Below are 24,300 nucleotides of genomic sequence, written 5' to 3' on the forward strand. Positions count from 1 at the left end.
AAGATACAGCAACAGTCAAGCCCCCGTTCGCGGGGGCTTTTTATTTAAAGCTTCGCCGCCCGGGCCTCAGCCTGGTCAGCACCCGCCGTATTGCCATTCGCCCGCCTGATATCTGCCAGCAGCTGCCAGCCTGAGCGCTGGAGCCTGGTGTTATTACCAGCCAGGGACAGGCCCTTGAGGGTGAACTGCTCTGCAGGCTCCAGCCGGTTCATGGCCACATAGGCTTCAGACAGCTTGTAGTAGACCTCGGCTGACCGCGGTGATATTCGCTGGGCCCGCTCCAGCTGGCTCACGGCAGCCCTGGGGTTGTCCTGACGCAACAGGGTATCCGCTTGCTTCATGAGGCTGGCTGCGGCCGGTGACAGGGGTTCCCCCTGTTCCTGATAGCTCGGGGAGCCTGATTCCTCGCGCCCGTCCTCGTCTTCGACTTCCGGCACCGATTGCGGCGGTTGCTCTGACTTGCGGATGGGGGAATCCTTCGGGCGCACTTCGGGAGGGATCGGGGCGTCTTTCCGGCTCTCTGGTTTTTGCTCGGGAGGCACATAGATGTTGCCGTCAGGGCCGGTGGCGCAACCGGAAATGAACAGGGCCGCCGCGATGGTCCATGCCAGGTGAGCGTGTCTAGTTTTCATTGAAACAGTCCTTCAAACCAACCTCTTAATCGCTTCGTCATATTACCGGAACAGCTGATCCGATCTTTTGGCTCGCTGCCGGCAATAAAAGGCATGAAGCGTGCGTTTTCACAGTGCTCGTCCGTCAGGGCACCTTGTTCCGTGTTCACCCAGTGATACTGCACGCCATCGGGCACAACCGGCGAAAAGCCCCTCTGGGGTACCTGCGACATAAAACGCGACCACACCGGCAAAGCCCCACTGGCCCCCGTCAGGGTCGTGGTCGTATTATCATCGCGCCCGATCCAGGCCACCGCAAGCAGGTCGCCGCTGAAGCCGGCAAACCAGCTGTCGCGCCCATCATCCGTGGTTCCGGTTTTGCCCGCAAGGGCCAGGTCTGAAGGCAGAAATCGGTATGCGGAACGTCCGGTGCCCTCGCGCATGGTTTCCTGCATGGCATACTGGATCAGGTGCACGACGGCAGGATCGACCACCTGGTCCACCGCCAGGCTGTAACGGCTGAGAGAGACGCCCGCTGCGTCGGTCACCTCACGTATGGTGCGCAGGGGCATATTGAAGCCAGAGGTGGCCAGACCCTGATAAAGCGAGGCCACTTCCACCGGCGTCATGGCCACCGAGCCAAGCAACATGGACGGATAGCCCGATACCGGACTGGTAACCCCCAGTGTTTGCAGGGTTTCTGTCACTGCATCAATCCCCACATCCAGCCCGACTCTCACTGCTGCCAGATTGTACGAGCGCGCCAGGGCCCGGTGCAAAGGCACCTGACCGTGCTCTTCGCCATCGTAGTTCTTTGGCTCCCAGCGGCGGCCGTCATCAAACACCAGTGCGAAGCGGCGATCCTCCACAGGGGTCATCAGGGTATACCGATCCGGTTTGCCCAGTGCTGTTAGATAGGTGAAGGGCTTGATCAGAGAACCTATGGGTCTGCGGGCGTCCAGCGCGCGGTTGAAACCCGCAAACTGGGAATCCCGTCCACCCACCAGCGCAAGTACCTCGCCCGTGTCCCGGGACGAGACCACCATGGCGGATTCCAGCGGTGATGGGGTTTTGGCGGGCTCCAGTCCTTTCAGGGTTTCCGTGACCGAGTACTCCGCGGCATACTGGATGGCCGGGTCTAGGGTGGTGAAGATTCGAAGCCCTTCACTCTGCAGGTCTTCCTGCTTGTAATCCCGGGCCAGATGGCGCTGAACCAGATCAATATAGGCCGGGTAGCGGTTTTCCGTGTACGACGGCTTCTGGGTCACTTCCAGTGGTTGTGCCAGGGCCTGCCGTGCCTTTGACTCATCCACGGCGCCATGCTTTGCCAGTGTATTGATGACCAGGTTGCGCCGCGCCAGCGCCCGTTTGGGGTGACGCCGGGGATCATAGTAGCTTGGCCCCTTTACCAGCCCCACCAGCAGGGCGAACTGGTGCAGATCCAAGTCCTCTATGGATTCGCCGAAGTAGAACTGGCTGCCCAGACCAAAGCCGTGAATACTGCGGTTGCCTGCCTGCCCGAGATACACTTCGTTCAGGTAGGTTTCCAGTATTTCCGGCTTGTCGTAGTGGAGTTCCAGCAGCAGGGCCATCATGGCTTCGTTGCCCTTGCGCACCAGCGTCTGATCTCTGGAAAGAAACAGGTTTTTTACCAGTTGCTGGGTCAGGGTACTGCCGCCCTGGACCACCCGGCCCGCCTGCAGGTTCACCCAGAAGGCGCGGCCAATGGATAGTGGCGAGACCCCATGGTGGTCATAGAAATCCCGGTCCTCGGTCATCAGAAGGGTTTCAGCAAAGTGCTCGGGCAGGTCTTCCAGGCGGATCAGGACCCGGTCTTCCCGGTGGGCCGGGTAAATACCGCCGATCTGTGCCGGCTGCAAGCGGACAATGGGCGAGGCCGGTCCGCTCAGAACCCGCAGCCGGCTGACCTGGGCATTGGTGATGGTCACTTCCAGCCGTCGGCGTGGCTCCTCCCCGTCGGCAAACCGGAAACCCCGCGTGCTGATCACAAAACGGGGGCCGGACTGACTGAAGCTGCCAGGCCGAACCCCATCGCCTTTGCGGAACCCTGCCAGTCCCAGCTCCCGCTGGAGGTTGCTGGAGGTAACGCTGGCACCCTCATAGAGCTCCAGAGGGCGGGCGTAGACCCGCGAAGGCACCTCGAACCGCTTGCCCTCGAACCGTTTCGTGACCACCGCGTCCAGGTAGACCGCCCAGCCCGCCAAGACCACGAAGCCTAACAGGGCCACACGCCAGACAATCCGCCAGAACCAAGGGGCTCTGCGGGAGCCGGGGGCTTTGCTGGCGGGCTTGCGCGACGATTTTCTGGGACTGCTGGTTTTTTTCATGGCGCGGATTATAGCGAACCGGACCCGGGCTCGCGCAGCCCTTCTCTGTGTTATTTATGTAATGCGGTGGTTATGATAGGCCGCTGACGCATAAAGCAAATGACGAGGAGAGGCCTGTGAGTGACGCACAACCCGGAGATCTGATTCTAGCGCTGCAGGATCCTGCGCTTTACGACCACCCAGTATCGGAGTTCCAGGTACTCGAAACTCACATCTCCTGGGTCATACTTACCGGCCCCTTTGCGTACAAGATCAAGAAGCCCATGGACTTCGGGTTCCTCGATTTCTCAACACTGGAACACCGCCAGCGCTTCTGCGAAGAAGAGCTTCGTCTCAACAGCAGGCTGGCAGATAAATTGTACCTCGATGTGCTGCCCATCACCGGCAGCCCCGAGAGCCCGGTGATCGGCGGCGATGGCGAAGCCTTTGAGTACGCCATCCGCATGCGCCAGTTTGACCAGTCCGATCTGTTCGATGCCCGCCAGGAGCGGGGTCAGCTTGAGCCGGAGCTGCTGGTGACACTGGCGCGCCAGACCGCTGACTTTCATGACACGGTGCCTCGGGTACCGGAAGAAAAACCCCTGGGTACACCGGAGGCGGTCTACGCCGGCATGCAGGAAAATTTTGATCAGATCCGCCCGATGATCGATGACCCGGCGCTCCTTGAGCAGCTCGACCAGCTGGAGGGCTGGACCCAGTGCACCTTCGACCGACTTCGTGAGTTGGTCCAGAAACGGCGGGACGGCGGTTTCGTGAGGGAATGCCATGGTGACCTTCACCTGGCAAACATCACAGTCTACGACGGCGAGGTCACGGTTTTCGACTGCATCGAGTTCAGCGAACCCTTCCGCTGGATTGATGTCATGAACGACCTTGCCTTCCTCCTGATGGATCTCGAGTCGCGCCGGGAATACGCCCTGTCCAGCCTTGTCCTGAATACCTATCTCGAGTTCCGGGGCGATTTTGACGGGCTGGCGCTGCTGCCACTTTATAAAGCCTATCGGGCCCTCGTGCGGGCGAAAATCGCATTGTTCACCATGAACAACCCGTCCCTTGGCGAGGCCGAGAAGCAGGGCCTGATGCAGCGTTATCGCGACTATGCGTCGCTGGCTGAAACCTACAGCGAGATCCCAAGCCGTTTTCTGCTGGCCACGACCGGCCTTTCCGGTAGCGGTAAATCGGTGGTCAGCCGGGCCCTTGCACTGAATCTGGGCCTGATCCGCCTGCGCTCAGATGTCGAACGTAAGCGCCTGTTTGGCCTTGGCCCCCTCGATAAAAGCAAATCCGGCCTGAACACGAATATCTACACCCCGGAGGCTACCCGCCAGACCTATGACATGCTCGCAAGCCGGGCAGAACAGTTGCTGGCGACCGGACTTTCGGCAATCGTGGATGCAGCCTGCCTGAAGGTCAGCGAACGGGAGCAGCTCGAAGCTGTTGCCGAGAATCAGGGGGTACCCTTTGTGCTGATCGACTGCGAGGCACCGGATGCCCTACGCAGGAAATGGGTGAGCGCCCGCGCCAATGATGCGTCCGAAGCCGACACCAGCCTGCTGGATAAGCAAAAGACCTGGCTGGAACCCATAACCATGCGTGAGCGCAGCCATACGGTGCATGTCCATACCGAAGAAGACCGGGTCGCGGAAGCGCTGGCAGACAGGATTCGCCAGCACATCGGTTTGCCTTCGCGCTGATTGGACTAGACTCAGGGAAGCACATCGGGGCAAATCACAGATGGAAATAGCACCATGGAAAACATACGAACAATAAATGATCCGCTTTACCAGACCCTGAAGAACGAGAACGTTGATGCGTTCAATGCAGCCAAGGCCGGGATGGACAGTCTACCGAGCTTTTCCCACGGAGATTTCCGCGGCCTGGACCTACGCTCCATGGATGCCGACGGGCTGGACCTCAGCCACGCCTATTTCCGTGGTGCTGACATTCGCGGCATTGACTTCAGTGGTGCCAACCTCGAGGGCGCCAGCATCGCCGGCGCCAAAATCTCAGGCTGCCTGTTTCCGCGGGAGCTTCACGCTGATGAAATCATCATGTCCCTGAACCACGGCACCCGCATGCGCTACAACATGTACAAGTGAGCCTGGGCCAGCGGTGGTGCGCAAACTGGAAGATACCCGGCCTTGCACAGTGGCCTTTTAACTCTCTCGCCTGTGTGGCGGCATCACCACCCACTCGGGCTCCTCAAACTCACCGATCGGCGTAATCTCGCAGAAGGGCGCCGCACTGCGAATAATGCTGGCGACCTCCGGGTTGTGCTGCCCTTCCATCGCGTCACGGTCCGCCTTGCTGTCCCAGCTGGCTATAGCGATCAGTTCATTCGGGTCATCCATTTTCCGGTGCAGCTCTGTGCCCCGTGCACCAGGAGCCTGCTGGATGATCTCGCTGGCGCGGACCCAGGCATCCGCATATTCCTCAGCCGTATGTCCTTCCCGGATGCGGACCTTGAAAATATACTTCATCCTTCAACTCCTTTTGATTGGGATTTGGCATTGGTCAAAACCAGTGTCCGCAATGAACAGGCTCCAGGCAACCAGCGAATCCTGTCCCGAGTGGAAATACACCAACTGAGCAGAACTCCATGATCCGACACCAGAACCCAGAGCAGTCCGCACAGGAGCACCGTGAATGGCAACTGGTGGGTCCCACTCATGCACTGGGTGACAAACAGTGCCTGGAGTTCACATTGGGCACGACAACCGGTTTTGTGGTTCGCGCGAACGGTCGGCTCCGGGGGTTTGTCAACCGCTGCCCGCACCTTGGCATCGAGCTCAACTGGATGCCGGAGCGTTTCCTGGATTCCGGCGGCAGTTTCATCCAGTGCGCCACCCATGGTGCCCTTTTTACCCTGGACACCGGCGAATGCATCGCCGGTCCCTGTGCCGGCGGCGCCCTGACCCCGCTCGAAACCCGGGAGAACGACGGGCAGATAGAAGTCCGGTTCAGTCCAGAATAACCGGCAGGGGGCGCACCAGCGCGAGTGAGCCTGAGGGTCCGCCGGCCCGGAATAGATCTGCCTGCCAGGCCATCAGTTCAACCCCTGCCCTTGCTGCCTCCCGCAGCATTTTGCCGTACACCGGGTCAATATGGTCGGCCGGTCGCACTTCGGAAATTCCGGTATGGTTCACACAGAAAACCAACACCCCCCGATCACCGGCCGCCACCTGAACCATGAGCTCGCGCAGGTGTTTCTGGCCACGCGTGCTGACCGCATCCGGAAAGTAGCCAATGCCCGCCTCTCCCTCGCACAGAGTGACGTTCTTGACTTCCACCCAGGCGTCCGGCAATCGGTCATGACCGGAAAGAAAAAGGTCGATCCGACTTTTTTCAGTACCGTAATTTTTTTCAGGCTGGATGCTGGCATAACCCGCCAGTCCCGCAATGCGCTCCTGCTCGATCGCTGCCCGTACCTGATGGTTGGGTCGTGCCGTATTGACGCAGGCCAGGACGCCGGCACTGGTCTCCACCAGTTCCCAGGTGTAAGGCAGTTTACGCTTCGGATTATCGCTGAGGCTCAGCCAGACCCTTGCATCCGCCGGCTGGCACCCCAACATTGAACCGGTATTGGGGCAATGAGCGGTAACCTCGGTGCCGTCAGCCAGCTTTATGTCGGCCAGGAAGCGTTTATAACGTCGAATAAGGCGACCTTCGATCAGGTCCGGTGTTGCAAACATTCAAGACTCCTGACAGCTTATAGGCATAACGCTGCCATGATACGGAAAGCAGGATTTTGCGCCAGAACATAAACCTCTGACACAGGGCTGGCGCGGCTTCGGTATATCTGCTATTTTCCGCAAAATCTTAGCAGCTCCCGTATTCGTACGGACACGCCCGACTCCAAGGATGGCGTGTTCAGTTGAAGTACAAGCAAGAGGCCGGGTTCAATGGCAAAAACTGAACAGACACCACGTGAGCGTTTTACCAATTTCACGCCCTATGAAATGAAAAAGGGCGAGGAATACATGAGTGCGGATATGCTTGAGCACTTCCGCCAGCTGTTGCTGCAGTGGAAGCAGGAACTCATGGAAGAAGTCGACCGCACGATGCATCACATGCAGGAAGATGCAGCCAACTACGCGGACCCGAGCGATCGCGCTACCCAGGAAGAAGAGTTCAGCCTGGAACTCCGGACCCGTGACCGCGAACGGAAGCTGATCAAGAAAATTGACCAGACCATGGATCGCATCGACAAAGACGATTATGGGTTCTGCGATCAGTGCGGCGTCGAGATCGGCACCCGCCGGCTGGAAGCGCGCCCGACCGCCACTCTGTGCATCGACTGCAAGACCCTGGCGGAAATCCGCGAGCGTCAAACCGGAATCTGATGACAAACCGGCTGCCTCACCGGCGGTCGGATTCCCGACTATTCGGGTCCCCAGGGGCCCCGGTTAGTATTACCCCTGCTCCTCTTGTTCACCCTTTTTGCTCTAGCCGTGTAACCCATCAGCAATGAGTACCGCCAACGCCGTCCTCTACCGGGGCAGATTTGCCCCATCGCCCACCGGGCCACTGCATTTCGGCTCACTGGTGGCGGCCCTGGCCAGCTATCTTGAAGCCCGATCCCACGATGGTGAGTGGCTGGTAAGAATGGAAGACCTTGACCCTCTCAGGGAGCCGGCTGGTGCTGCCGAGGCCATACTCGCCAGTCTTGACGCCCATGGCCTTCACAGCGACGAACCTGTTCGCTACCAGTCCCGCCGCAACGCGGCCTACAGTGAAACCGTCCGTTTTCTCCTCGACGAGGGGCTGGCCTATCGCTGCACCTGCTCACGCCGATTGCTGAAACAGAACCGGGGCTACCATGCCAGGGGCTGCCGTGAGGGGCACAGTCTCTGCGGGAACAAGCCCTTTGCCATCCGCTTCAAGATGCGAGACCAGGTAGCCTGCTGGCGAGACCAGTTGTTGGGCGACCAGCAACACCACATTCAGGCCGAGGTTGACGATCCGGTCATTGTTCGCAAAGAGGGCTTCTATGCCTATCAACTGGCCGTTGTTGTGGACGACATCGACCAGCGGATCAGTCATGTGGTGCGTGGCTCCGACCTGCTGGACCTGACCGCCCAACAGGCGCAGCTCTACGCCGCCCTGGACACGCCGCCGCCGGCCTGGCTTCACATTCCGGTGGTTCTGAACCCGGAGGGACAGAAGCTCAGCAAACAGACCCATGCCGCGGCACTGGATGACAACCTGGCTAGGGCTAACCTCTACCAGGCGCTGGTGGCGCTAGGCCAGCGACCTCCTCCCATGCTGAAATCTGCTGAAACCGACGTCATCCTTGAATGGGCCATAGCAAACTATGCCCGGGCCGGTTTGCCCCGAACGTCCCTGACCATGACTGACCAAAGATTCCGGGACTGAAGGCAGTCAGCCTCCCAGGCCGCTTAGCCGGCCCATTAAGCATGCGCACTTCAACAAGACCCCAGAGCCATCTTTTGGAAACTGACAGTGGGTGGCAGTCATGGTATAAACGTCGCACACGTTGTCCATCAGGAAGCCCCGTCAGATGTACATCTATCGCCTGGTCTTTCTACTGGTGCTGGCCATTTACATTTTTTCGCCTAACATCCTGGACTGGTGGATTGAACCGGGTAATGCCTGGTATTCGCCTTTCCTGATCTGGGGCGTGCTCATTGCCATGGGTTTCTGGCTGGAGTGGCGACGGGATCCCAATGAGTTTTAGCCTCACCACACTGCTGCTGGTCAGCCTGCTTTATCTGAGCCTCCTGTTCGCCCTTGCCCACTTTACCGAGCGCGGTCGGATTCCCCGGCACTGGGTTAGACATCCCCTGGTTTACGTACTGAGCCTTGGGGTCTACGCCGGTATCTGGGCAGTTTACGGTGCCGTGGGCATGGCCGCGGAGTCCGGTTTCGGCTTCCTGGCCTACTACCTGGGCATCAGCGGTGCGTTCCTGCTGGCGCCGGTTCTGCTGAACCCCATCATGCGCATTGGACGGGCCTACCAGCTCACATCGCTTGCGGATCTGTTTGCGTTCCGCTACCGGAGCCAATGGGCGGGCACGCTCGTGACCTTATGTACCGGTGCCTCCATCCTTGCACTTCTGAGCATGCAGATAAACGCGGTCACAACCTCCGTCAGCCTGCTCTCTCCGGGCGCCTCGCCGCAGCTGATCAGTGTTCTGTTCAGCCTGATCGTCGTGCTTTTCGCGATACTCTTCGGCACACGCCGGAACCAGGATTCACAAAGCCACCAGGGTCTGGTAGTTGCCATTGCGTTTGACTCGGTGATCAAGCTTGGCTCACTGATGCTGCTGGGTTTTATCATCCTGGTGACGGTGTTTGGCGGTCTTGGCGGACTGGACCAATGGCTGGAGAATCAGGCGTCCAGTGTACGGGCCCTGGAGCTCAGCATTAATGATGGCAGCTGGCGCGCCCTGATGCTGATGTCCTTTGCGGGCGCCCTTGTGCTGCCCCACATGTACCATATGACCTTCGCCGAGAACCCAAGCCCCAGGGCACTGGCCCGTGCCAGCTGGGGGCTGCCTCTCTATCTTCTTCTGCTGGGCCTGCCGGTTCCCGTCATCCTTTGGGGAGGTCTGGAGTTGGGCGCCATAACGCCACCAGGGTTCTATGCCCTGGGCACCGCCATGGCCCTGGATAGCCCTGCGCTCACGCTCCTTATGTATATCGCCGGCATGTCGGCCGCCAGCGGACTGATGATTGTCAGCACGCTGGCGATCGCTGGCATGGTGCTCAACCACGTGGTTTTGCCGCTGCGACCGCCACGGGACCAGGGTGACATCTATAAATGGCTGCGCTGGGTGAAACGCCTGCTGATCGCCGTAACGATCCTGGCAGCCCTGGCCTTTCACGAGACCATGGGCAAGAACCTTGATCTTTCTATTCTTGGTGCGCTGGCCCTGAGTGGGGTTTTGCAGTTGTTACCTGGCGCCCTGGGCGTCATCTACTGGCCCGAGGGCAACTGGCGCGGCCTGATTGCAGGCCTGCTTGCGGGCATGGCTGTGTGGGTACTGACCATGGTGCTGCCGTTTTCCCATACCCTGGATATTATGCTGTTGCTTGGGCTGCCGCTGACTCCGACGCCGGATAACTGGTATATCTTCACCTTTACCAGCCTGGCCCTGAACGTCACTGTTTTCGCGATGGTATCGGTACTCACCACCACTTCCCAGGAAGAAGCCAGTGCGGCCCAGTCATGCTCGCTCGGAGCACTGTCCCGACCCCAGCGCCGGGAGCTTTTGGCCGCCTCGTCCGATGATTTCACCCAGCAGCTCTCGGCGCCCCTGGGCGAGCGGGTGGCGCAACGGGAAGTTGGACGGGCGCTGGCGCAACTAAAGTTGCCAGCTCTGGAATACCGGCCCTACCAGCTGCGGCGGCTTCGGGATCAGGTAGAGGCCAACCTTTCCGGCTTGCTGGGCCCGGCTGTGGCCAGGGACATCGTCAAGCATCGCCTGGGGTTCAAGCCTATGGCTAACAGCCGTACCGCGCAGGATATCCAGTACGTGGAACGCGCGCTTGGGGATTATCAGAGCCAGCTGACCGGACTTGCGGGCGAGCTCGACAACCTGCGTCGCCACTACCGCCAGACCCTGCAGAACCTGCCCATTCCCGCCTGCTCCCTCGGTGACGATGGTGAGATCCTGATGTGGAACAACGCCATGGAGCAGCTGACAGAAATAGCGGCAGACGATGTCGTCGGCGCCCGCCTGCAGGCACTGCCCGAACACTGGCAACTCATGCTCGAAGACTTCATCAGCGGCAACGAAATGCACCGCTACAAACACCGGCTGGATCTGCGTGGTCGACCCCACTGGCTGAACCTGCACAAGTCCACACTCAGCGGTCCAGACCACAACGAGGGCGGCAACGTCATTCTGGTGGAAGACCAGACCGAAACCCGACTGCTGGAAGACGAGCTTATGCACAGTGAACGGCTGGCGTCTGTTGGCCGCCTTGCCGCCGGTGTGGCCCATGAAGTAGGCAATCCGGTGACCGGCATCTCCTCCCTTGCCCAGAACCTCAAACTGGAAACAGACGACAAAGATATTCTGGCGACTGCTGATCAGATCCAGCAGCAGACCCGACGCATCAGCGCCATACTGCAATCGCTTATGAACTTTGCAAGAAGTGGCAACCACGCCCAGGCGAACCGGTATGAGCCGGCCGTGATCCGTCGTTGTGTGGACGAGTCAATCAACCTGTTATCACTGAGCAACACCGGGCGCGGCATTCACTACCGCAACGACTGCCCCGCGGATCTTATTGTCCTGGGGGACGAACAGCGCCTGGTGCAGGTGTTTGTGAATCTGCTGGCCAATGCCCGGGATGCGTCACCCGAAAACGGCCAGATAAGCATCAGTGGAAACCGTGAGGGTTACTCCGCTATCATCGAGGTCACCGACGAGGGCTCGGGCATACCCGCCGACCAGCTCGACCATATTTTCGAACCATTCTATACCACCAAAGGCCCCAACCAGGGCACCGGCCTGGGGCTTTCGCTGGTGTACAGCATTGTTGAAGAGCACTACGGCAACATCCAGGTGGAAAGCCCGGCCATCCCCGATACCAGCCGGGGTACCTGTGTCCGCTTGAAGCTACCCGCGTACGAACCCGGCATCGATGAACCCGGCGCCGCTCCGAACGAAAGGTCCTGAAATAACTATGCGTCGCATTCTGATCGTAGAAGATGAAGAGATCATCCGCTCCGCCTTGCGAAAGCTGCTTCAACACGCAGGTTATGAGGTTTCAGATGCAGGCTCGGTCGACGACGCCGAGCAGCGGTTTGACCTGCAGCAGTTCGACCTGATCATTTCCGATCTGCGGCTTCCCGGCGCGCCGGGCACCGAGCTAATAACCCGGGCGCCTCGCACACCGGTGCTCATCATGACCAGCTACGCCAGTCTTCGCTCTGCGGTGGACTCCATGAAAATGGGCGCGGTGGAATACATTGCCAAGCCCTTCGACCACGACGAGATGCTGGCCGCGGTTGAAACCATACTGAATCAGGCCGGAACACCGGCGGAGCCCGGCTCTGTCGTGGGCATCAACGAGCACGACCAGCGCGAAAGCGATCCTTCGCGGGTCATGTTCGGTGACTGCTCTGCCATGCAGAAAGTCTTCACCCTGATCCGCAAGGTGGCCCCGACCGAAACCACGGTTCTGGTCCAGGGCGAATCGGGCACCGGTAAAGAGCTTGCTGCCCAGGCCCTGCACAAGCTCAGCCCCCGGGCAAGCAGGCCTCTCATTTCGGTCAACTGCGCTGCGATTCCCGAAAGTCTCATCGAATCCGAACTCTTCGGCCATGAAAAAGGCGCCTTTACCGGAGCTGTGTCGGCACGCACGGGCCTGATCGAAGCAGCCGATGGCGGTAGTCTGTTTCTTGATGAGATCGGAGAGCTTCCGGCAGAAGCCCAGGCACGACTCCTGCGGGTCTTGCAGGAAGGGGAAATCCGTAAGGTAGGTTCGACCCAGAGCCGCAAGGTCAGCGTCCGGATGATTGCAGCAACTCACCGGGATCTGAAGGCCATGACGCGCACCGGGGAATTCAGGGAAGACCTGTTTTATCGCCTGAATGTCATGCAGATCCGGATCCCGCCGCTACGTGAGCGTGAGAGCGATATTCTTGTACTGGCACGACATTTCATTTCACGTCAGGGTGAACGCATGAAAAAACCGGGGCTCAAGCTCAGCCCCGAGGCCATGCGCAGTATGGAAAAACATCGTTGGCCCGGAAACGTAAGGGAACTGGAAAACGCCATTGAACGGGCGACCATACTCTGTGACGACGACCTTATTACCCCATCGTTACTCGACCTCGACAGCACCGGGGGTGAGATTGTGATCCCCGAATCCCTCGTGGAAGGAGACCCGGTCTCGAGTCGAGAGGCTGACGGGTCCAATGACCTCTCCCTGGAGGACTATTTTCAACACTTCGTGCTTGAGAACCAGGATCGCATGAGCGAAACCGAGCTGGCACAGAAACTCGGCATCAGCCGCAAGTCGCTCTGGGAACGGCGCCAGCGCCTGGGTATCCCGCGAAAAAAAATATCGAACAACTGAAATGTTACCCCAACAAATGAACCGCGCCTCATATGTTACCTGGTGTTACCTCAAGGAACACATTTCCCTGAGAAGTGAGACCTGGGTAACACTTTGGCGAACTCCAGAACCCTGCCCTCAGGTTAAATATAATTAAACCTCTGTTAATAAAGGGTTTTTAAAAACTGGCACAGGCAGTGCAGTCTATAGGGGGCACGACAACAAAAACAATGTGACAAAGCAGCGCTTAAACAAAAACAAAAAGCTGCAGGAAAACGTTCAGCAACAAAAACAAAAACAGAGCGAGAGCGAACTGAGTGTTTTGGGTACTGAGCTTTTTAGGGGTGCCTTGGCTTGTATGAGTTGTAGATGTAGAGAAGAATCGTCCTCCAGACGCCACTATATCCGCTTAGATCTCATACCTGGTCATTACCACTCTCTGTATTCAAAGCGTTCCGCTTGCCTAACTAGCTTCTTGACGGAAGCATAATAAGGGGTAAAACCCCAGTAAGAACAAAAACAACGCAGATCGTCTACTCTTGGAGGCGGGGCCGTGAAAGCGGGTCCGCCTTTTGATTTATTGGCTCCGGCATTTACGAAAATCGGTGCTATCTGCCCAGCTTTTATGCTCCCACCTTCTTCAAAGCGCCACTAACGTGGGCAAATCGCCCCCAAACCGTTAAACTCTCGGCTTTGCTCATCGCAGATACGGATTCAATGCTTAAAAAACTAATAACATTCATGTCAGGTAACGGCAAAAAGAAGCCTCGCGTCTATTCGAGACAGGTGATCCCTCGTGATCAGCATACGGTTTCACGATCCATCATCAGTGAACAGGCGAAGAAGGTGCTGAACCGACTCAATAATGCCGGCTTCGAGGCCTATCTGGTGGGTGGTGGCGTTCGGGATATCATGCTGGGCCAGAAGCCCAAAGATTTCGATATTGCCACCGATGCGACCCCCGAAGAGGTTCACGAGTTGTTCCGGAACTCCCGATTGATCGGGCGGCGGTTTCGCATTGTCCACGTGCTGTTCGGACGCGAAGTCATTGAAGTGACCACTTTCCGTGGCAATGCGTCTGATCCAGACGACGACCAGGATGATGACCGCAAGACCAGTGAACACGGGCTGCTGCTGCGGGACAACGTCTACGGCAATATGGAAGAAGACGCCCTTCGTCGTGATTTCACTGTTAACGCCCTGTATTACTGTATTAAAGACTTCAGTGTTATCGATTTCGCAAACGGTATTGAGGACCTCCGGAACCGGCAATTGCGGTTGATCGGCGATCCCGAGACCCGGTATCGGGAAGATCCCGTTCGAATGCTGCGAGCGGTGCGGTTTGCTGCCAAGCTGGATTTCGAGATCGAGCCGGCCACTGAAGCGCCGATTCTTACTCTCGCGCCTCTGCTTTCCCATATCCCTTCAGCACGCCTGTTTGAAGAGGTGCTGAAACTGTTTTCCGCCGGCTACGGCGCCGCCAGCTTCGAACGCCTGACCCATTACGGTCTGCTGGAGCCCCTGTTTCCGGAAACCGCCCGCGCCATCGCTGCCGGTGAGCCTGATGCACTGATTCGCCAGGCACTGGACAACACGGACAGGCGTATTCACCAGGGCAAGTCCGTCACCCCCTACTTCCTTTACGCTGCCATGCTCTGGCCGGCATTGCAGGTAGAGTGGCGCAGGCGCCAGGATGAGGGCGAACCCATACAGCCGGCACTTCATGGCGCCATTGGAAAAGTCATTGGTCGCCAGGTTCAGGCTACAGCAATCCCTAAACGCTTTTCTGGCCCCATGAAAGAGATCTGGGAACTGCAGATGCGGTTGCCCCGTCGCCAGGGTAAGCGGGCTTTCGTAACCCTTGAGCATCCCCGCTTTCGGGCGGCCTATGATTTCCTTCTGGTCCGCGAGGATGCCGGAGAAATTGAGCCCGGCCTGGGGCAGTGGTGGACTGAGTTCCAGGAAGCCGATGACAGGGGCAGGGAAAAGATGCTGACCGAACTGGACAGTGACGGCCCGCGCAAACGCAAGCGCAGACGCAAGCCGGCCAGTAATGGCTGAATCGGTAGCCGCGTACGTTGGCCTCGGCAGCAATCTGGCGGATCCTCTTCGCCAGCTTGCCCTGGCCCTGGCCGCCCTGTCCGCTCTGCCCGATACCACCCTGCAGGCCCAGTCCCCGTTTTACCGCAGTCGCCCTGTTGGCCCCCAGGACCAGCCCGACTTTATCAACGGGGCCGTCGAGCTTCGCACCGAACTGCCCCCCCTTGAACTGCTGGATCACCTACAGTCCATTGAGGCACGGCACGGTCGCGAAAGGACCCGCCACTGGGGGCCACGGACACTGGATCTCGACCTACTACTGTACGGGCAGGAAGTAATCGACCACCCACGTCTGACGACTCCCCATCGGGAGCTCCCCAATCGGGATTTCGCGCTACAGCCATTGCTTGACCTGAACCCTGCCCTGCACCTGCCGGATGGCCGGGCCCTGACGGATCTACGTCTACAGTGCCCGGACAATGGCCTTGAGCGTCTTGACCCTGAACCGGCAAAACCTTTCAGCCGACGTCTGGAGTGACATCCGGGCTATTGGCGATGCTCCTGGCCTTGCCTCCAGGTTGGGCCGGGATTAACCTTAGGGCCTGAGCATGGGTCAGCGTTCCCGTGCCCCAGCCCATCGACGCAAAAGGCATTCATGCTATGGCTGTAACCATCAATACCCTGCGCGACTTCAAAAGCAAGGGCGAAGCCTTTTCCGCCCTGACTGCTTACGACGCTACCTTCTCACACGTGGTCAGTGAAGCTGGCGTCGATGTGATCCTCATTGGCGACTCACTGGGTATGGTCCTGCAGGGCCACGACAGCACCCTGCCAGTCACCATGGAACATATGTGCTACCACGTTCGTGCAGTTGCCAAAGGCAACCAGGGCGCACTGATCATGGCTGACATGCCATTCATGAGTTATGGCACTACCGGCCAGGCTCTGGACAATGCAGCCGAACTGATGCGCGCCGGCGCCCATATGGTCAAGCTGGAAGGCACCGACTGGATGTCAGACACCATCAAGGCATTGAGTGACCGCGGCATTCCTGTTTGCGCCCATCTGGGTCTTACGCCCCAGTTTGTCAACAAATTCGGTGGCTATAAGGTCCAGGGCCGGGATGAGAAGCAGGCTGACCAGATGGTCGACCATGCCTGTCAGCTGGAAGCCGCAGGCGCCGACGTTATCCTGCTTGAGTGCGTACCGGCACCTCTGGCGACGCGGATTACACAGACCGTTGCTGCGCCTGTCATCGGCATAGGTGCTGGTTCAGATACTGATGGTCAGGTACTGGTGCTGCACGACATGCTGGGCATTACCCCGGGTCGCAAGCCGCGCTTTGTGAAGAACTTTCTGGCTGAAGCAGACTCCGTCCAGGGTGCTATTGCGGCCTACGTGGATGCTGTCAAGAAACGCACATTTCCCAGTGAAGAGCACACCTTTAAAGCATGAGAACCGTCCATACACTGAAAGAGCTCCGGGCAATCCTGAACGGCTACCGGAACCAGGGCAAGCGCATCGGCCTGGTGCCCACCATGGGCAACCTTCACGAAGGCCATCTGGCCTTGGTGGAGAAGGCGCTTCAGGCGGCCGATGTGGTGGTAACCAGCGTGTTCGTCAACCCCATGCAATTCGGGGCCAATGAAGATCTGGATACCTACCCCCGCACGCTGACGGAGGATCAGGACAAGCTCCGGGCAGCCGGCAACACGCTGATCTTCGCTCCGGCGGCCAGCGAGGTATACCCCCATGGGCTTGCCTGCCACACCCGCATTACTGTTCCTGAGGTGAGTGAGGGCCATTGTGGCGCTACCCGGCCTGGTCATTTTGAAGGAGTGGCCACGGTGGTTACCATGCTGTTCAACATGGTTCAGCCAGATGTGGCGGTTTTCGGGGAAAAGGATTATCAGCAACTTGCGGTTATTCGCAAACTGGTCAGCGACCTGCTGATTCCGGTAGAGGTAATCGGCGCACCGACGGTTCGGGATGATGACGGCGTTGCAAAGAGCTCCCGCAACAGCTTCCTTTCCGAAGAGGACCGCCGCCGAGCCCCGGCAATTTTCACACTTCTTAATTTGACCGCCGAGCAGCTGGCCACGGGTGAGACCGATTATGCCCGGCTCGAGCGCGAGGCCAGGGAGACTTTGACGAAAGAGGGCTTCCGCCCCGACTACTTCACCATCGTGAACAGCTACACCCTCAAACCCGCTCGCACGGACGAGACCGAACTCACCATCCTGGCGGCCGCTTTCATCGGCCCCACCCGGCTGATTGACAACCTGTCGGTCAGCCGGGCATCCCACTGACGAACCAGACATGGAAGGAACCAACATTGACACAGGCCCGCAGCAAGTCACTTACCGAACGTCCGGAATGGAAAGCACTGGTCGATCACCAGGGCGCCATGGCGAATACTCACATGCGCGACCTGTTCCAGGAGGACCCCGAGCGTTTCAAACGTTACTTTGTGGAGGCTTCGGGCCTGGCGCTGGATTACTCCAAAAATCTCGTTGTGGACGAAACCATTGAGCGCCTGATGGCCCTGGCCCGCAGCTGCGGGTTGCCCGAACGGATTGAGGCCATGTTCCGCGGCGAAAAGGTCAATGTCAGTGAGAATCGGCCTGCGCTGCATACGGCCCTGCGCAATATGAACGACGAGCCGGTGATGGTGGACGGTAAGGACATAATGCCCGAAGTCCGGGACACGCTGGCCCGCATGGAAGAGTTCGTCTGGCGCATACGCAGCACCCAGTGGCGCGGGTTCACCAACAAGCCCTTTACCGATGTGGTGAGCATTGGCATCGGCGGCTCCTTCCTAGGACCCAAGCTGGTTTCAGCTTCGCTCAAACCCTACTGGCACGGCCGCCTCAACTGCCACTATGTAGCCAATATCGATGGCAGCCACATCACCGAAGTGCTGCGACACATCAATCCCGAAACCACCCTCTTCCTGATCCAGTCGAAATCGTTCAAGACCCAGGAAACCCTGGAGAATACCAAGGTTGCCCGTGAGTGGTTCCTTCATAACGGTGGCTCGGAAGAACGCATCAGCAAGCACTTCGTAGGTGTCACCGCCAACAAGCCGGAAGCGGTGAAGTTTGGCATTGCGGAAGAGAACATTTTCCCCATGTGGGACTGGGTGGGTGGACGGTACTCACTCTGGTCCGCTATCGGGCTGCCCACGGCCCTGACCATTGGCATGGATAATTTCCGGGCCCTGCTTTCTGGTGCCCAGGCAATGGACAAGCACTTCCGGTCCGCACCACTGGAACAGAATCTGCCCGTCATAATGGCCCTGCTGGGGGTCTGGTATGGCAACTTCTGGGGTGCCGATGCCCACGCCATCCTGCCCTACGACCACTATCTGCGAGGGCTACCCGCCCATCTTCAACAGGTCGACATGGAAAGTAACGGCAAGTGTGTCACCCAGCACGGCGACCCGGTTGCCTACCAGACCGGGCCCATAATCTGGGGCGGTGCCGGCGCTAACGGCCAACATGCCTACCACCAGTTGCTACACCAGGGCACCAAGCTGTCACCGGCGGATTTTATTATTCCGCTGCATACCCACAACCCGGTGGGCAACCACCACGCCATCCTGTTCGCCAACTGCCTGAGCCAGACCCAGGCCCTGATGCAGGGCAAGACCGAGGCTGAGGCCCGTGCCGAACTGGCGGATCAGGGCCTATCGGCGGAGGCCGTTGAAACCCTGGCCCGGCACAAGGTCATCCCGGGCAACAAGCCCAGCAATACGTTGTTCTTCGAGCGCGCCACCCCACGCACCGTCGGAGCACTGATCGCCCTGTACGAGCACAAGACCTATGCCCAGGGCGTCATCTGGGACGTGGATTCGTTTGACCAGTGGGGCGTGGAGCTAGGGAAACAGCTGGGCAAAGACATTCTCGACCGGCTCCTGGACGGTGAACGGAAGAGCGAAACCACCGACAGCTCAACTGAAGGTCTTATCCGCATCTTCCGCAATCGACACATGAACGGCCTCTGACCAGATGGCCGGTTTTCATTCCTGTGGCGGGCGAGGTGAAATCTGCCTGCCCTGCCATCGGAATGGCACCGGCCACAGTCGCTGATCCCGCGTGTACTCCTGCCAGAGCCTGGCATAGCTTTTACCGGCCACAGGGTGTTTCTGATCAGGGGCGACCTCAGACAGCGGAAGCAGCACAAAGGCATTGCGCAGTATTTCGCCACGGGGGAGTTCAACCCCGTCAAAGGTTCCTACCAGGCTGTCGACGGTCAGGATATCGAGATCAAGGGTACGGGCACTGAACCTGGGCGCACCCGGATGTCTGCCGTTGTCCGCCTCCCACTGTTTGAGCAGCACTGATAGCTCAGCCACAGGCAAGGCACTTTGAATACCCACCACCAGATTGAGGAAAGGCTCGCCGTCAAAGCCGACCGCTTCACTTTCATAAACCGACGACATGACGAGTTCGCCGAACTCGTTTGCCAGGGCATCAAGGGCCGCGGTTATATGCTGCTCGCGATAAACATTGCTTCCCAGGCTGAGAAACACCGAGGCTTCGGTCATGGCTTACGACCCCGTTCGATACTCACCCCTACACTTCTTGCCTGCGGGACAGCGCCGGGCTTTCGAATCACCAGACGTAGCCAGACCACACCGAATCGCTCCTGTAGCTGCTCGGCGAGGCTTTCGGCCGCGGTCTCGAGCAACCGGGGCTGAAAGCCCGCAAAGAAAGCGCTTACGCATTCGCACACCGTGCCGTAATCCAGCGCTTTGGTGATGTCGTCCTGCCGTGCCGGAGCCCGGTTATCCCAGGCCAGCTCAAGATCCACCAGCAGTTGCTGACAGATTTCACGCTCCCACTCATAAACTCCGACGACAGCTTCGACAGCCAGGCCTTCGATCAATACGGTATCCGTCACTATGGTCATCTCCAGGGCCATCCGACCCAGGGCACGGACAACCGACTGATGGCTGATTGATTGCGATCCGTTGACCCTATAACGTTGGTATCAGTTGTTCACCCGCCCGGACCCAGTCTCGCCGGGCGATTTTCGCATACAACACCGGTTCACGTCTGCGCCCAAGGATGCCATGAACGACGCCCTGCTGCTGGTCCTGCTTTGTGCCCTTGCCTACTTGGGTGGCTCGGTCCTGTTCGCGCTGCCGGTATGCCGTATCTGGCGCCTTCCCGACCCGCGCGCCCAGGGTTCGGGCAACCCGGGTGCCACGAATGTCTACCGCACCGGAGGCTGGACGCCGGCGCTCATAACACTCGCACTGGATGCCAGCAAAGGCTGGCTGCCGGTGTGGCTGGCATCCCAGATGGATCTGTCGGTCTACGCCCAGGCCATGGTGGCGGTGAGCGCTGTGACCGGACATATGGTGCCTGTGTTTTATCGCTTTCAGGGCGGCAAGGGCGTGGCCACCGCATTGGGTGCAGGGCTGGCGTTGGCGCCTGTCACGACAGCCTTGTTATGTGCAGTCTGGGGGCTGGTGCTCTGGCGCTGGCGCATGTCGGCACTGGCCTCGGTGACAGCCATGTTAGCGGGCCCGCTTATCAGTGCCTTGATCGAGCCTGAAACCCTGCCACTGTTCGGCCTGCTCGCCATTCTGATTGTGGTCCGCCACCGGGCCAATCTGATTCGTCTGGCCCAGGGCCGCGAGAACCGTTTCTGAAGGGGGCTTAACCCTTTAATCCACCAGACCTTAGGCGCCTTAATCCACCAGACCTTCGGCCCTGGGCTCGCCAATCGGCGGCAGCTTATCCATTGGCCAGCGCGGTACTGCCAGGATGCGGTCGCCGTCCCGCTGGCCCGCTTTGAGCCGCTGGCAACCGGCATAGGCGATCATGGCGCCATTGTCGGTACAGAACTCCGGCCGGGCATAGAACACCCCGGCCCTGAGCTTAGCTGCCATAGCGTCAAGCGCTGACCGTAGGCGGCGGTTGGCGCTGACGCCCCCTGCCACCACAAGACGTTGGCTGCCGGTTTGCTCAAGGGCACGCCGGCACTTGATGACCAGGGTATCCACCGCTGCTGATTCGAACGCCAGGGCGATATCGGCACGGGTCTGATCATCGAGGCCGCCGCTCTGCTTCGCCTGGTTAACCGTGTTGAGGGTATAGGTCTTGAGACCACTGAAGCTGAAGTCCAGCCCGGGCCGGTCCGTCATCGGGCGGGGAAAGCGATAGCGCCCGGGCGTGCCTTTTTCTGCCAAGGCCGCGACCCGGGGACCGCCGGGATAGTCGAGCCCCAGCATCTTGGCGGTCTTGTCGAACGCCTCACCGGCGGCATCATCAACAGACTCGCCCAGAAGGCTGTATTCCCCGATCCCTTTCACCAGCACCAGCTGGGTATGGCCCCCGGAGACAAGTAGAGCCACAAACGGAAAGGCTGGCGGCTCAGGTTCCAGCATAGGTGCCAGAAGATGACCTTCCATGTGGTGTACGCCCAGAACCGGTATGCCCAGAGCGAAGCCAAGGGCGTGAGCCACCGAGCCACCCACCATAAGGGCGCCCACTAACCCAGGGCCTGCGGTGTAGGCTATGCCCTCAATGTCGGCCCGGGTTTTGCCCGCCGACAACAGTATGTCGTCACACAGGGGTAGCAGCTTTCTGACGTGGTCCCGGGACGCCAGTTCAGGCACCACACCGCCATAATCGGCATGCATGTCGACCTGGCTGAACAGGGCATGGGCCAACAGGCCCTGTTCGCTGTGGTATAGCGCCACACCAGTTTCATCACAAGAGGTTTCGATTCCGAGAATCAGCATATAAAACTACCGTTGGGTTACGGTTGGGTTTCCACTCTGGTCCGGCGCCGGATTTTAGCAGAACCGGCACAATCTCCGCAGATTAATCTGGAAGACGTTGACCCGGACCAAACCAAGGCGCTATCATTGCCGGCCTTAAATAGGCACTGGTCGAGTTTTGTTCAACGCCGCCAGGCCCAGAGTCGAAGAGAATGCAGCGTGCGCCCGGCAACAAGAGCCTTGCAGCCCTGTAAAACGGTCGCTTTAGTACTGACCCGCTCTTCCAAACTAGAATCGATTCTACCAGGTAGGTGATTTCCGAATGCCAGAAGTTAAAGTGAAAGAGAATGAACCGTTTGACGTAGCCCTGCGTCGCTTCAAGCGCTCCTGCGAAAAAGCAGGCGTTCTGTCCGAAGTCCGTCGCCGTGAGCATTACGAGAAGCCCACTGCAGTGCGCAAGCGTAAAGCTGCAGCAGCCGTCAAGCGCCATCTCAAGAAGCTTCAACGGGAACAGCGCAAGTTCGAGCGTCTGTACTAAGTCGCCACTTGCTGAATGTAGTTTTTTTCGCTTCGCTTCGCCTAACGAAGCGCTTGTGAACCCAAAATGCCGCCGGGGCCTGGCTTCGGCGGCATTTTTGGCTTTGGCGGTTTTACCGGCATGGTACTGGCGTACTCTCTCTAAAGGGAGATCTCATGAGCGGACTGATCCCTCAACGTTTTGTTGAAGACCTTCTGGATCGGGTGGATCTGGCAGAGCTGATCGGATCCCGCATTACGCTGAAAAAAGCCGGCGGAAACTACAAAGCACGCTGCCCCTTCCACGATGAAAAAACGCCGTCGTTCAATGTGCGCCCGGACAAAGGTTTTTACCACTGCTTCGGCTGTGGTGCCCACGGTGACGCCATCAGTTTCGTGCGGGAATACGACGGCCTTGGCTTTACCGACGCGGTGGAAGAGCTAGCAAGACGTACCGGCCTTGAGGTGCCCTATGACGAAGGCGCCAAGCAGGAGATGCAGCAGGCACGCACGCTGACCGATGCGCTGGACTTCGCCACCGGCTTCTATCGTTCAGCATTGAAGCGCCCGGATGCTGCATTTGCCCGGGACTACCTGAACCAGCGGGGACTGGACGAGGGCATTTCTGAGCAGTACATGCTGGGCTACGCCCCCGGCATGGGTACAGCACTTTACGAGGCCGCGGGCGACGATCTCCGCGGCCCCTTGATTGAAACCGGCACTGTATCGGACCGGTACGGGCGGCCAAGGGACTTGTTTCGCAACCGGATCATGTTCCCGATCCGCAACTCCCGGGGCAAAACCATTGCTTTTGGCGGTCGTACCCTGGGGGACGACAAGGCCAAATACATTAACTCCCCCGAGTCTGATGTGTTCCATAAGAGCCGTGAGATTTACGGCTTGTACGAGGCAAAACAGGCCGTTCGCCAGCTCGACAAACTGCTGGTGGTAGAAGGCTACATGGACGTTATAGCCCTGGCACAGCACGGCATTCACTACGCTGTAGCAACGCTGGGTACGGCGACCAATCAAGACAGTCTGAGTGCGCTTCTACGACAGGTGCGGCACCTGGTGTTCTGTTTCGACGGTGACAACGCCGGCTTTCGGGCCGCAGACCGCGCGATGGAGAACGCCCTTGAGCTGCTGACTGACGGCCTGCATCTGCAGTTTCTGATGCTGCCGGACGGGGAAGACCCGGATACCCTGGTGCGCAAGGAAGGTGCTGATGCGTTTCAGCAACGGATTGATGGCGCCACGCCATTGTCGCGCTACCTGTTCAATCGGCAAAGTGAAGGTCTGGACCTGTCACTGCCGGAAAACCGGGGTGAACTGAGGGCCCGGGTCGAGCCTATGCTCAGTAAAATGCCACGCAGCACCCTCAGGGATGCCATGTGGCATGAAATGCTGCGCCTGTGTGGCAACCGACGTGAGTGGCAGGCCAGCCCGAGCGCGACCTCCGGTGGTCGCTTTCCCCGCAAGGGAGAGCGCCAGAACCGGCCTCCCGAGGCCCGGGTGGATGTTCGCCTGAGCAAGGATAGTCTGTTGTGCGTGGCGCTGCTGGAAGCACCGGAAATGGCATCAGAGCTGCTGCCATTGTGCCGGGATGATCGCCAGCTCCACCAGGCTCGGACCTTTGCAGAATGGATTCTGGCCCAGAACCTGGGCACCAAGAAGCATGTAATGAAGGCGCTGGCACTGGATCCCGAGGCCCATGGCCGTTTCTATCGCCTGTTCGACGGCATAGAACACCTACCCTCACGGCAACATGCCATGGCCGGCGCCCGGGAGATGCTGACGCCGAACAGGGAGGCGGCCCATAAACAAAGGCTAGCAGCGCTGCTAACAGAAAAGCGCAGCATCCGGGATCTTACCGATGCTGAGCGCAAGGAACTGCAGCAACTGAGTCGACAGAATCAGGACTAGGGGTTCCGAGGCTATCCGATGCAATCAAAGGCCTGCCTGCAAGAGTATGGGGGCACTTGAAAGTCTGCGGATTGACCACCATCTAACCATC

At 59.0% G+C, this 24,300-nt stretch carries 23 protein-coding genes; 16 read left to right on the top strand and 7 right to left on the bottom strand.

Annotation, left to right across the window (positions count from 1 at the left end; genetic code table 11):
* Positions 1 to 44: 44 nt before the first annotated feature.
* Positions 45 to 632: a tetratricopeptide repeat protein gene (locus G7W63_RS02530; RefSeq protein WP_166252702.1), complete on the bottom strand. Its 588-nt coding sequence runs from the start codon at positions 630 to 632 to the stop codon at positions 45 to 47.
* Positions 629 to 2,959 (bottom strand): penicillin-binding protein 1B, encoded by a 2,331-nt coding sequence (gene mrcB, locus G7W63_RS02535; RefSeq protein WP_166252705.1) that lies wholly within the window; start codon positions 2,957 to 2,959, stop codon positions 629 to 631. Before mrcB ends, G7W63_RS02530 begins: the two co-directional genes overlap by 4 nt.
* A gap of 116 nt (positions 2,960 to 3,075) precedes the next feature.
* On the opposite strand from mrcB, the gene G7W63_RS02540 reads away from it, so the two are divergent.
* Both G7W63_RS02540 and G7W63_RS02545 read left to right on the top strand, forming a co-directional pair.
* Complete coding sequence (locus G7W63_RS02540) at positions 3,076 to 4,653, top strand: bifunctional aminoglycoside phosphotransferase/ATP-binding protein (RefSeq protein ID WP_166252708.1); 1,578 nt, start codon at positions 3,076 to 3,078, stop codon at positions 4,651 to 4,653.
* Positions 4,654 to 4,707: 54 nt separating this feature from the next.
* A complete protein-coding gene (locus G7W63_RS02545) occupies positions 4,708 to 5,058 on the top strand; it encodes a pentapeptide repeat-containing protein (RefSeq protein ID WP_166252711.1) in 351 nt (116 codons plus the stop codon).
* A gap of 57 nt (positions 5,059 to 5,115) precedes the next feature.
* Here the strand turns inward: G7W63_RS02545 and G7W63_RS02550 are convergent, their stop codons facing one another.
* Positions 5,116 to 5,439, bottom strand: a complete 324-nt coding sequence (locus tag G7W63_RS02550) for an antibiotic biosynthesis monooxygenase family protein (protein WP_166252714.1) — start codon at positions 5,437 to 5,439, stop codon at positions 5,116 to 5,118.
* Between the two features lie 119 nt (positions 5,440 to 5,558).
* Here G7W63_RS02550 and G7W63_RS02555 point away from each other — a divergent pair, with 119 nt between their 5' ends.
* Positions 5,559 to 5,933 (top strand): Rieske (2Fe-2S) protein, encoded by a 375-nt coding sequence (locus G7W63_RS02555; protein ID WP_166252717.1) that lies wholly within the window; start codon positions 5,559 to 5,561, stop codon positions 5,931 to 5,933.
* Here the strand turns inward: G7W63_RS02555 and sfsA are convergent.
* Complete coding sequence (gene sfsA, locus G7W63_RS02560) at positions 5,920 to 6,651, bottom strand: DNA/RNA nuclease SfsA (protein WP_166252720.1); 732 nt, start codon at positions 6,649 to 6,651, stop codon at positions 5,920 to 5,922. The genes G7W63_RS02555 and sfsA overlap by 14 nt on opposite strands.
* Before the next feature lie 210 nt (positions 6,652 to 6,861).
* On the opposite strand from sfsA, the gene dksA reads away from it, so the two are divergent.
* The 10 genes from dksA (at position 6,862) to pgi (ending at position 19,040) form a co-directional block, all read left to right on the top strand.
* Entirely contained in the window at positions 6,862 to 7,302 is a 441-nt protein-coding gene (gene dksA / locus G7W63_RS02565) for an RNA polymerase-binding protein DksA (protein ID WP_166252723.1), read from the top strand.
* A 124-nt stretch (positions 7,303 to 7,426) separates the two neighbouring features.
* Positions 7,427 to 8,335 carry a tRNA glutamyl-Q(34) synthetase GluQRS gene (gene gluQRS, locus G7W63_RS02570; protein ID WP_166252726.1) on the top strand — a complete coding sequence of 303 codons (909 nt, stop codon included), beginning with the start codon at positions 7,427 to 7,429 and terminating at the stop codon, positions 8,333 to 8,335.
* A gap of 145 nt (positions 8,336 to 8,480) precedes the next feature.
* Positions 8,481 to 8,657 carry a hypothetical protein gene (locus G7W63_RS02575; protein WP_166252729.1) on the top strand — a complete coding sequence of 59 codons (177 nt, stop codon included), beginning with the start codon at positions 8,481 to 8,483 and terminating at the stop codon, positions 8,655 to 8,657.
* A complete protein-coding gene (locus tag G7W63_RS02580) occupies positions 8,647 to 11,610 on the top strand; it encodes an ATP-binding protein (RefSeq protein WP_166252732.1) in 2,964 nt (987 codons plus the stop codon). Before G7W63_RS02575 ends, G7W63_RS02580 begins: the two co-directional genes overlap by 11 nt.
* 7 nt (positions 11,611 to 11,617) lie before the next feature.
* A complete protein-coding gene (locus tag G7W63_RS02585) occupies positions 11,618 to 13,015 on the top strand; it encodes a sigma-54-dependent transcriptional regulator (protein WP_166252735.1) in 1,398 nt (465 codons plus the stop codon).
* Positions 13,016 to 13,735: 720 nt separating this feature from the next.
* Entirely contained in the window at positions 13,736 to 15,055 is a 1,320-nt protein-coding gene (gene pcnB / locus G7W63_RS02590) for a polynucleotide adenylyltransferase PcnB (protein WP_207308866.1), read from the top strand.
* Positions 15,048 to 15,572: a 2-amino-4-hydroxy-6-hydroxymethyldihydropteridine diphosphokinase gene (folK, locus tag G7W63_RS02595; protein ID WP_166252740.1), complete on the top strand. Its 525-nt coding sequence runs from the start codon at positions 15,048 to 15,050 to the stop codon at positions 15,570 to 15,572. Before pcnB ends, folK (G7W63_RS02595) begins: the two co-directional genes overlap by 8 nt.
* Before the next feature lie 122 nt (positions 15,573 to 15,694).
* Positions 15,695 to 16,489, top strand: a complete 795-nt coding sequence (panB, locus tag G7W63_RS02600) for a 3-methyl-2-oxobutanoate hydroxymethyltransferase (RefSeq protein ID WP_166252743.1) — start codon at positions 15,695 to 15,697, stop codon at positions 16,487 to 16,489.
* Positions 16,486 to 17,343 carry a pantoate--beta-alanine ligase gene (gene panC, locus G7W63_RS02605; protein ID WP_166252746.1) on the top strand — a complete coding sequence of 286 codons (858 nt, stop codon included), beginning with the start codon at positions 16,486 to 16,488 and terminating at the stop codon, positions 17,341 to 17,343. Before panB ends, panC begins: the two co-directional genes overlap by 4 nt.
* A gap of 26 nt (positions 17,344 to 17,369) precedes the next feature.
* Positions 17,370 to 19,040, top strand: coding sequence for a glucose-6-phosphate isomerase (gene pgi, locus G7W63_RS02610; protein WP_166252749.1), 1,671 nt, complete (start codon positions 17,370 to 17,372; stop codon positions 19,038 to 19,040).
* 15 nt (positions 19,041 to 19,055) lie between these two features.
* On the opposite strand, the gene folK (G7W63_RS02615) is transcribed toward pgi, so the two are convergent.
* Together folK (G7W63_RS02615) and folB are read right to left on the bottom strand one after the other, a co-directional pair.
* Positions 19,056 to 19,583, bottom strand: a complete 528-nt coding sequence (gene folK / locus G7W63_RS02615) for a 2-amino-4-hydroxy-6-hydroxymethyldihydropteridine diphosphokinase (protein WP_166252752.1) — start codon at positions 19,581 to 19,583, stop codon at positions 19,056 to 19,058.
* Complete coding sequence (gene folB, locus G7W63_RS02620) at positions 19,580 to 19,948, bottom strand: dihydroneopterin aldolase (protein ID WP_166252755.1); 369 nt, start codon at positions 19,946 to 19,948, stop codon at positions 19,580 to 19,582. The genes folK (G7W63_RS02615) and folB overlap by 4 nt, the downstream gene beginning before the upstream one ends.
* A 163-nt stretch (positions 19,949 to 20,111) precedes the next feature.
* Here folB and plsY point away from each other — a divergent pair, with 163 nt between their 5' ends.
* Positions 20,112 to 20,696, top strand: coding sequence for a glycerol-3-phosphate 1-O-acyltransferase PlsY (plsY, locus tag G7W63_RS02625; protein WP_166252758.1), 585 nt, complete (start codon positions 20,112 to 20,114; stop codon positions 20,694 to 20,696).
* 39 nt (positions 20,697 to 20,735) lie between these two features.
* On the opposite strand, the gene tsaD is transcribed toward plsY, so the two are convergent.
* Complete coding sequence (gene tsaD / locus G7W63_RS02630) at positions 20,736 to 21,791, bottom strand: tRNA (adenosine(37)-N6)-threonylcarbamoyltransferase complex transferase subunit TsaD (RefSeq protein ID WP_166252761.1); 1,056 nt, start codon at positions 21,789 to 21,791, stop codon at positions 20,736 to 20,738.
* Positions 21,792 to 22,092: 301 nt separating this feature from the next.
* On the opposite strand from tsaD, the gene rpsU reads away from it, so the two are divergent.
* Both rpsU and dnaG read left to right on the top strand, forming a co-directional pair.
* Complete coding sequence (rpsU, locus tag G7W63_RS02635; RefSeq protein WP_166252764.1) at positions 22,093 to 22,308, top strand: 30S ribosomal protein S21; 216 nt, start codon at positions 22,093 to 22,095, stop codon at positions 22,306 to 22,308.
* Positions 22,309 to 22,463: 155 nt separating this feature from the next.
* Positions 22,464 to 24,209 (top strand): DNA primase, encoded by a 1,746-nt coding sequence (gene dnaG, locus G7W63_RS02640; RefSeq protein WP_166252767.1) that lies wholly within the window; start codon positions 22,464 to 22,466, stop codon positions 24,207 to 24,209.
* Positions 24,210 to 24,300: the final 91 nt, after the last annotated feature.

Source organism: Marinobacter salicampi, from assembly GCF_011074795.1.
Classification (GTDB): domain Bacteria; phylum Pseudomonadota; class Gammaproteobacteria; order Pseudomonadales; family Oleiphilaceae; genus Marinobacter; species Marinobacter salicampi.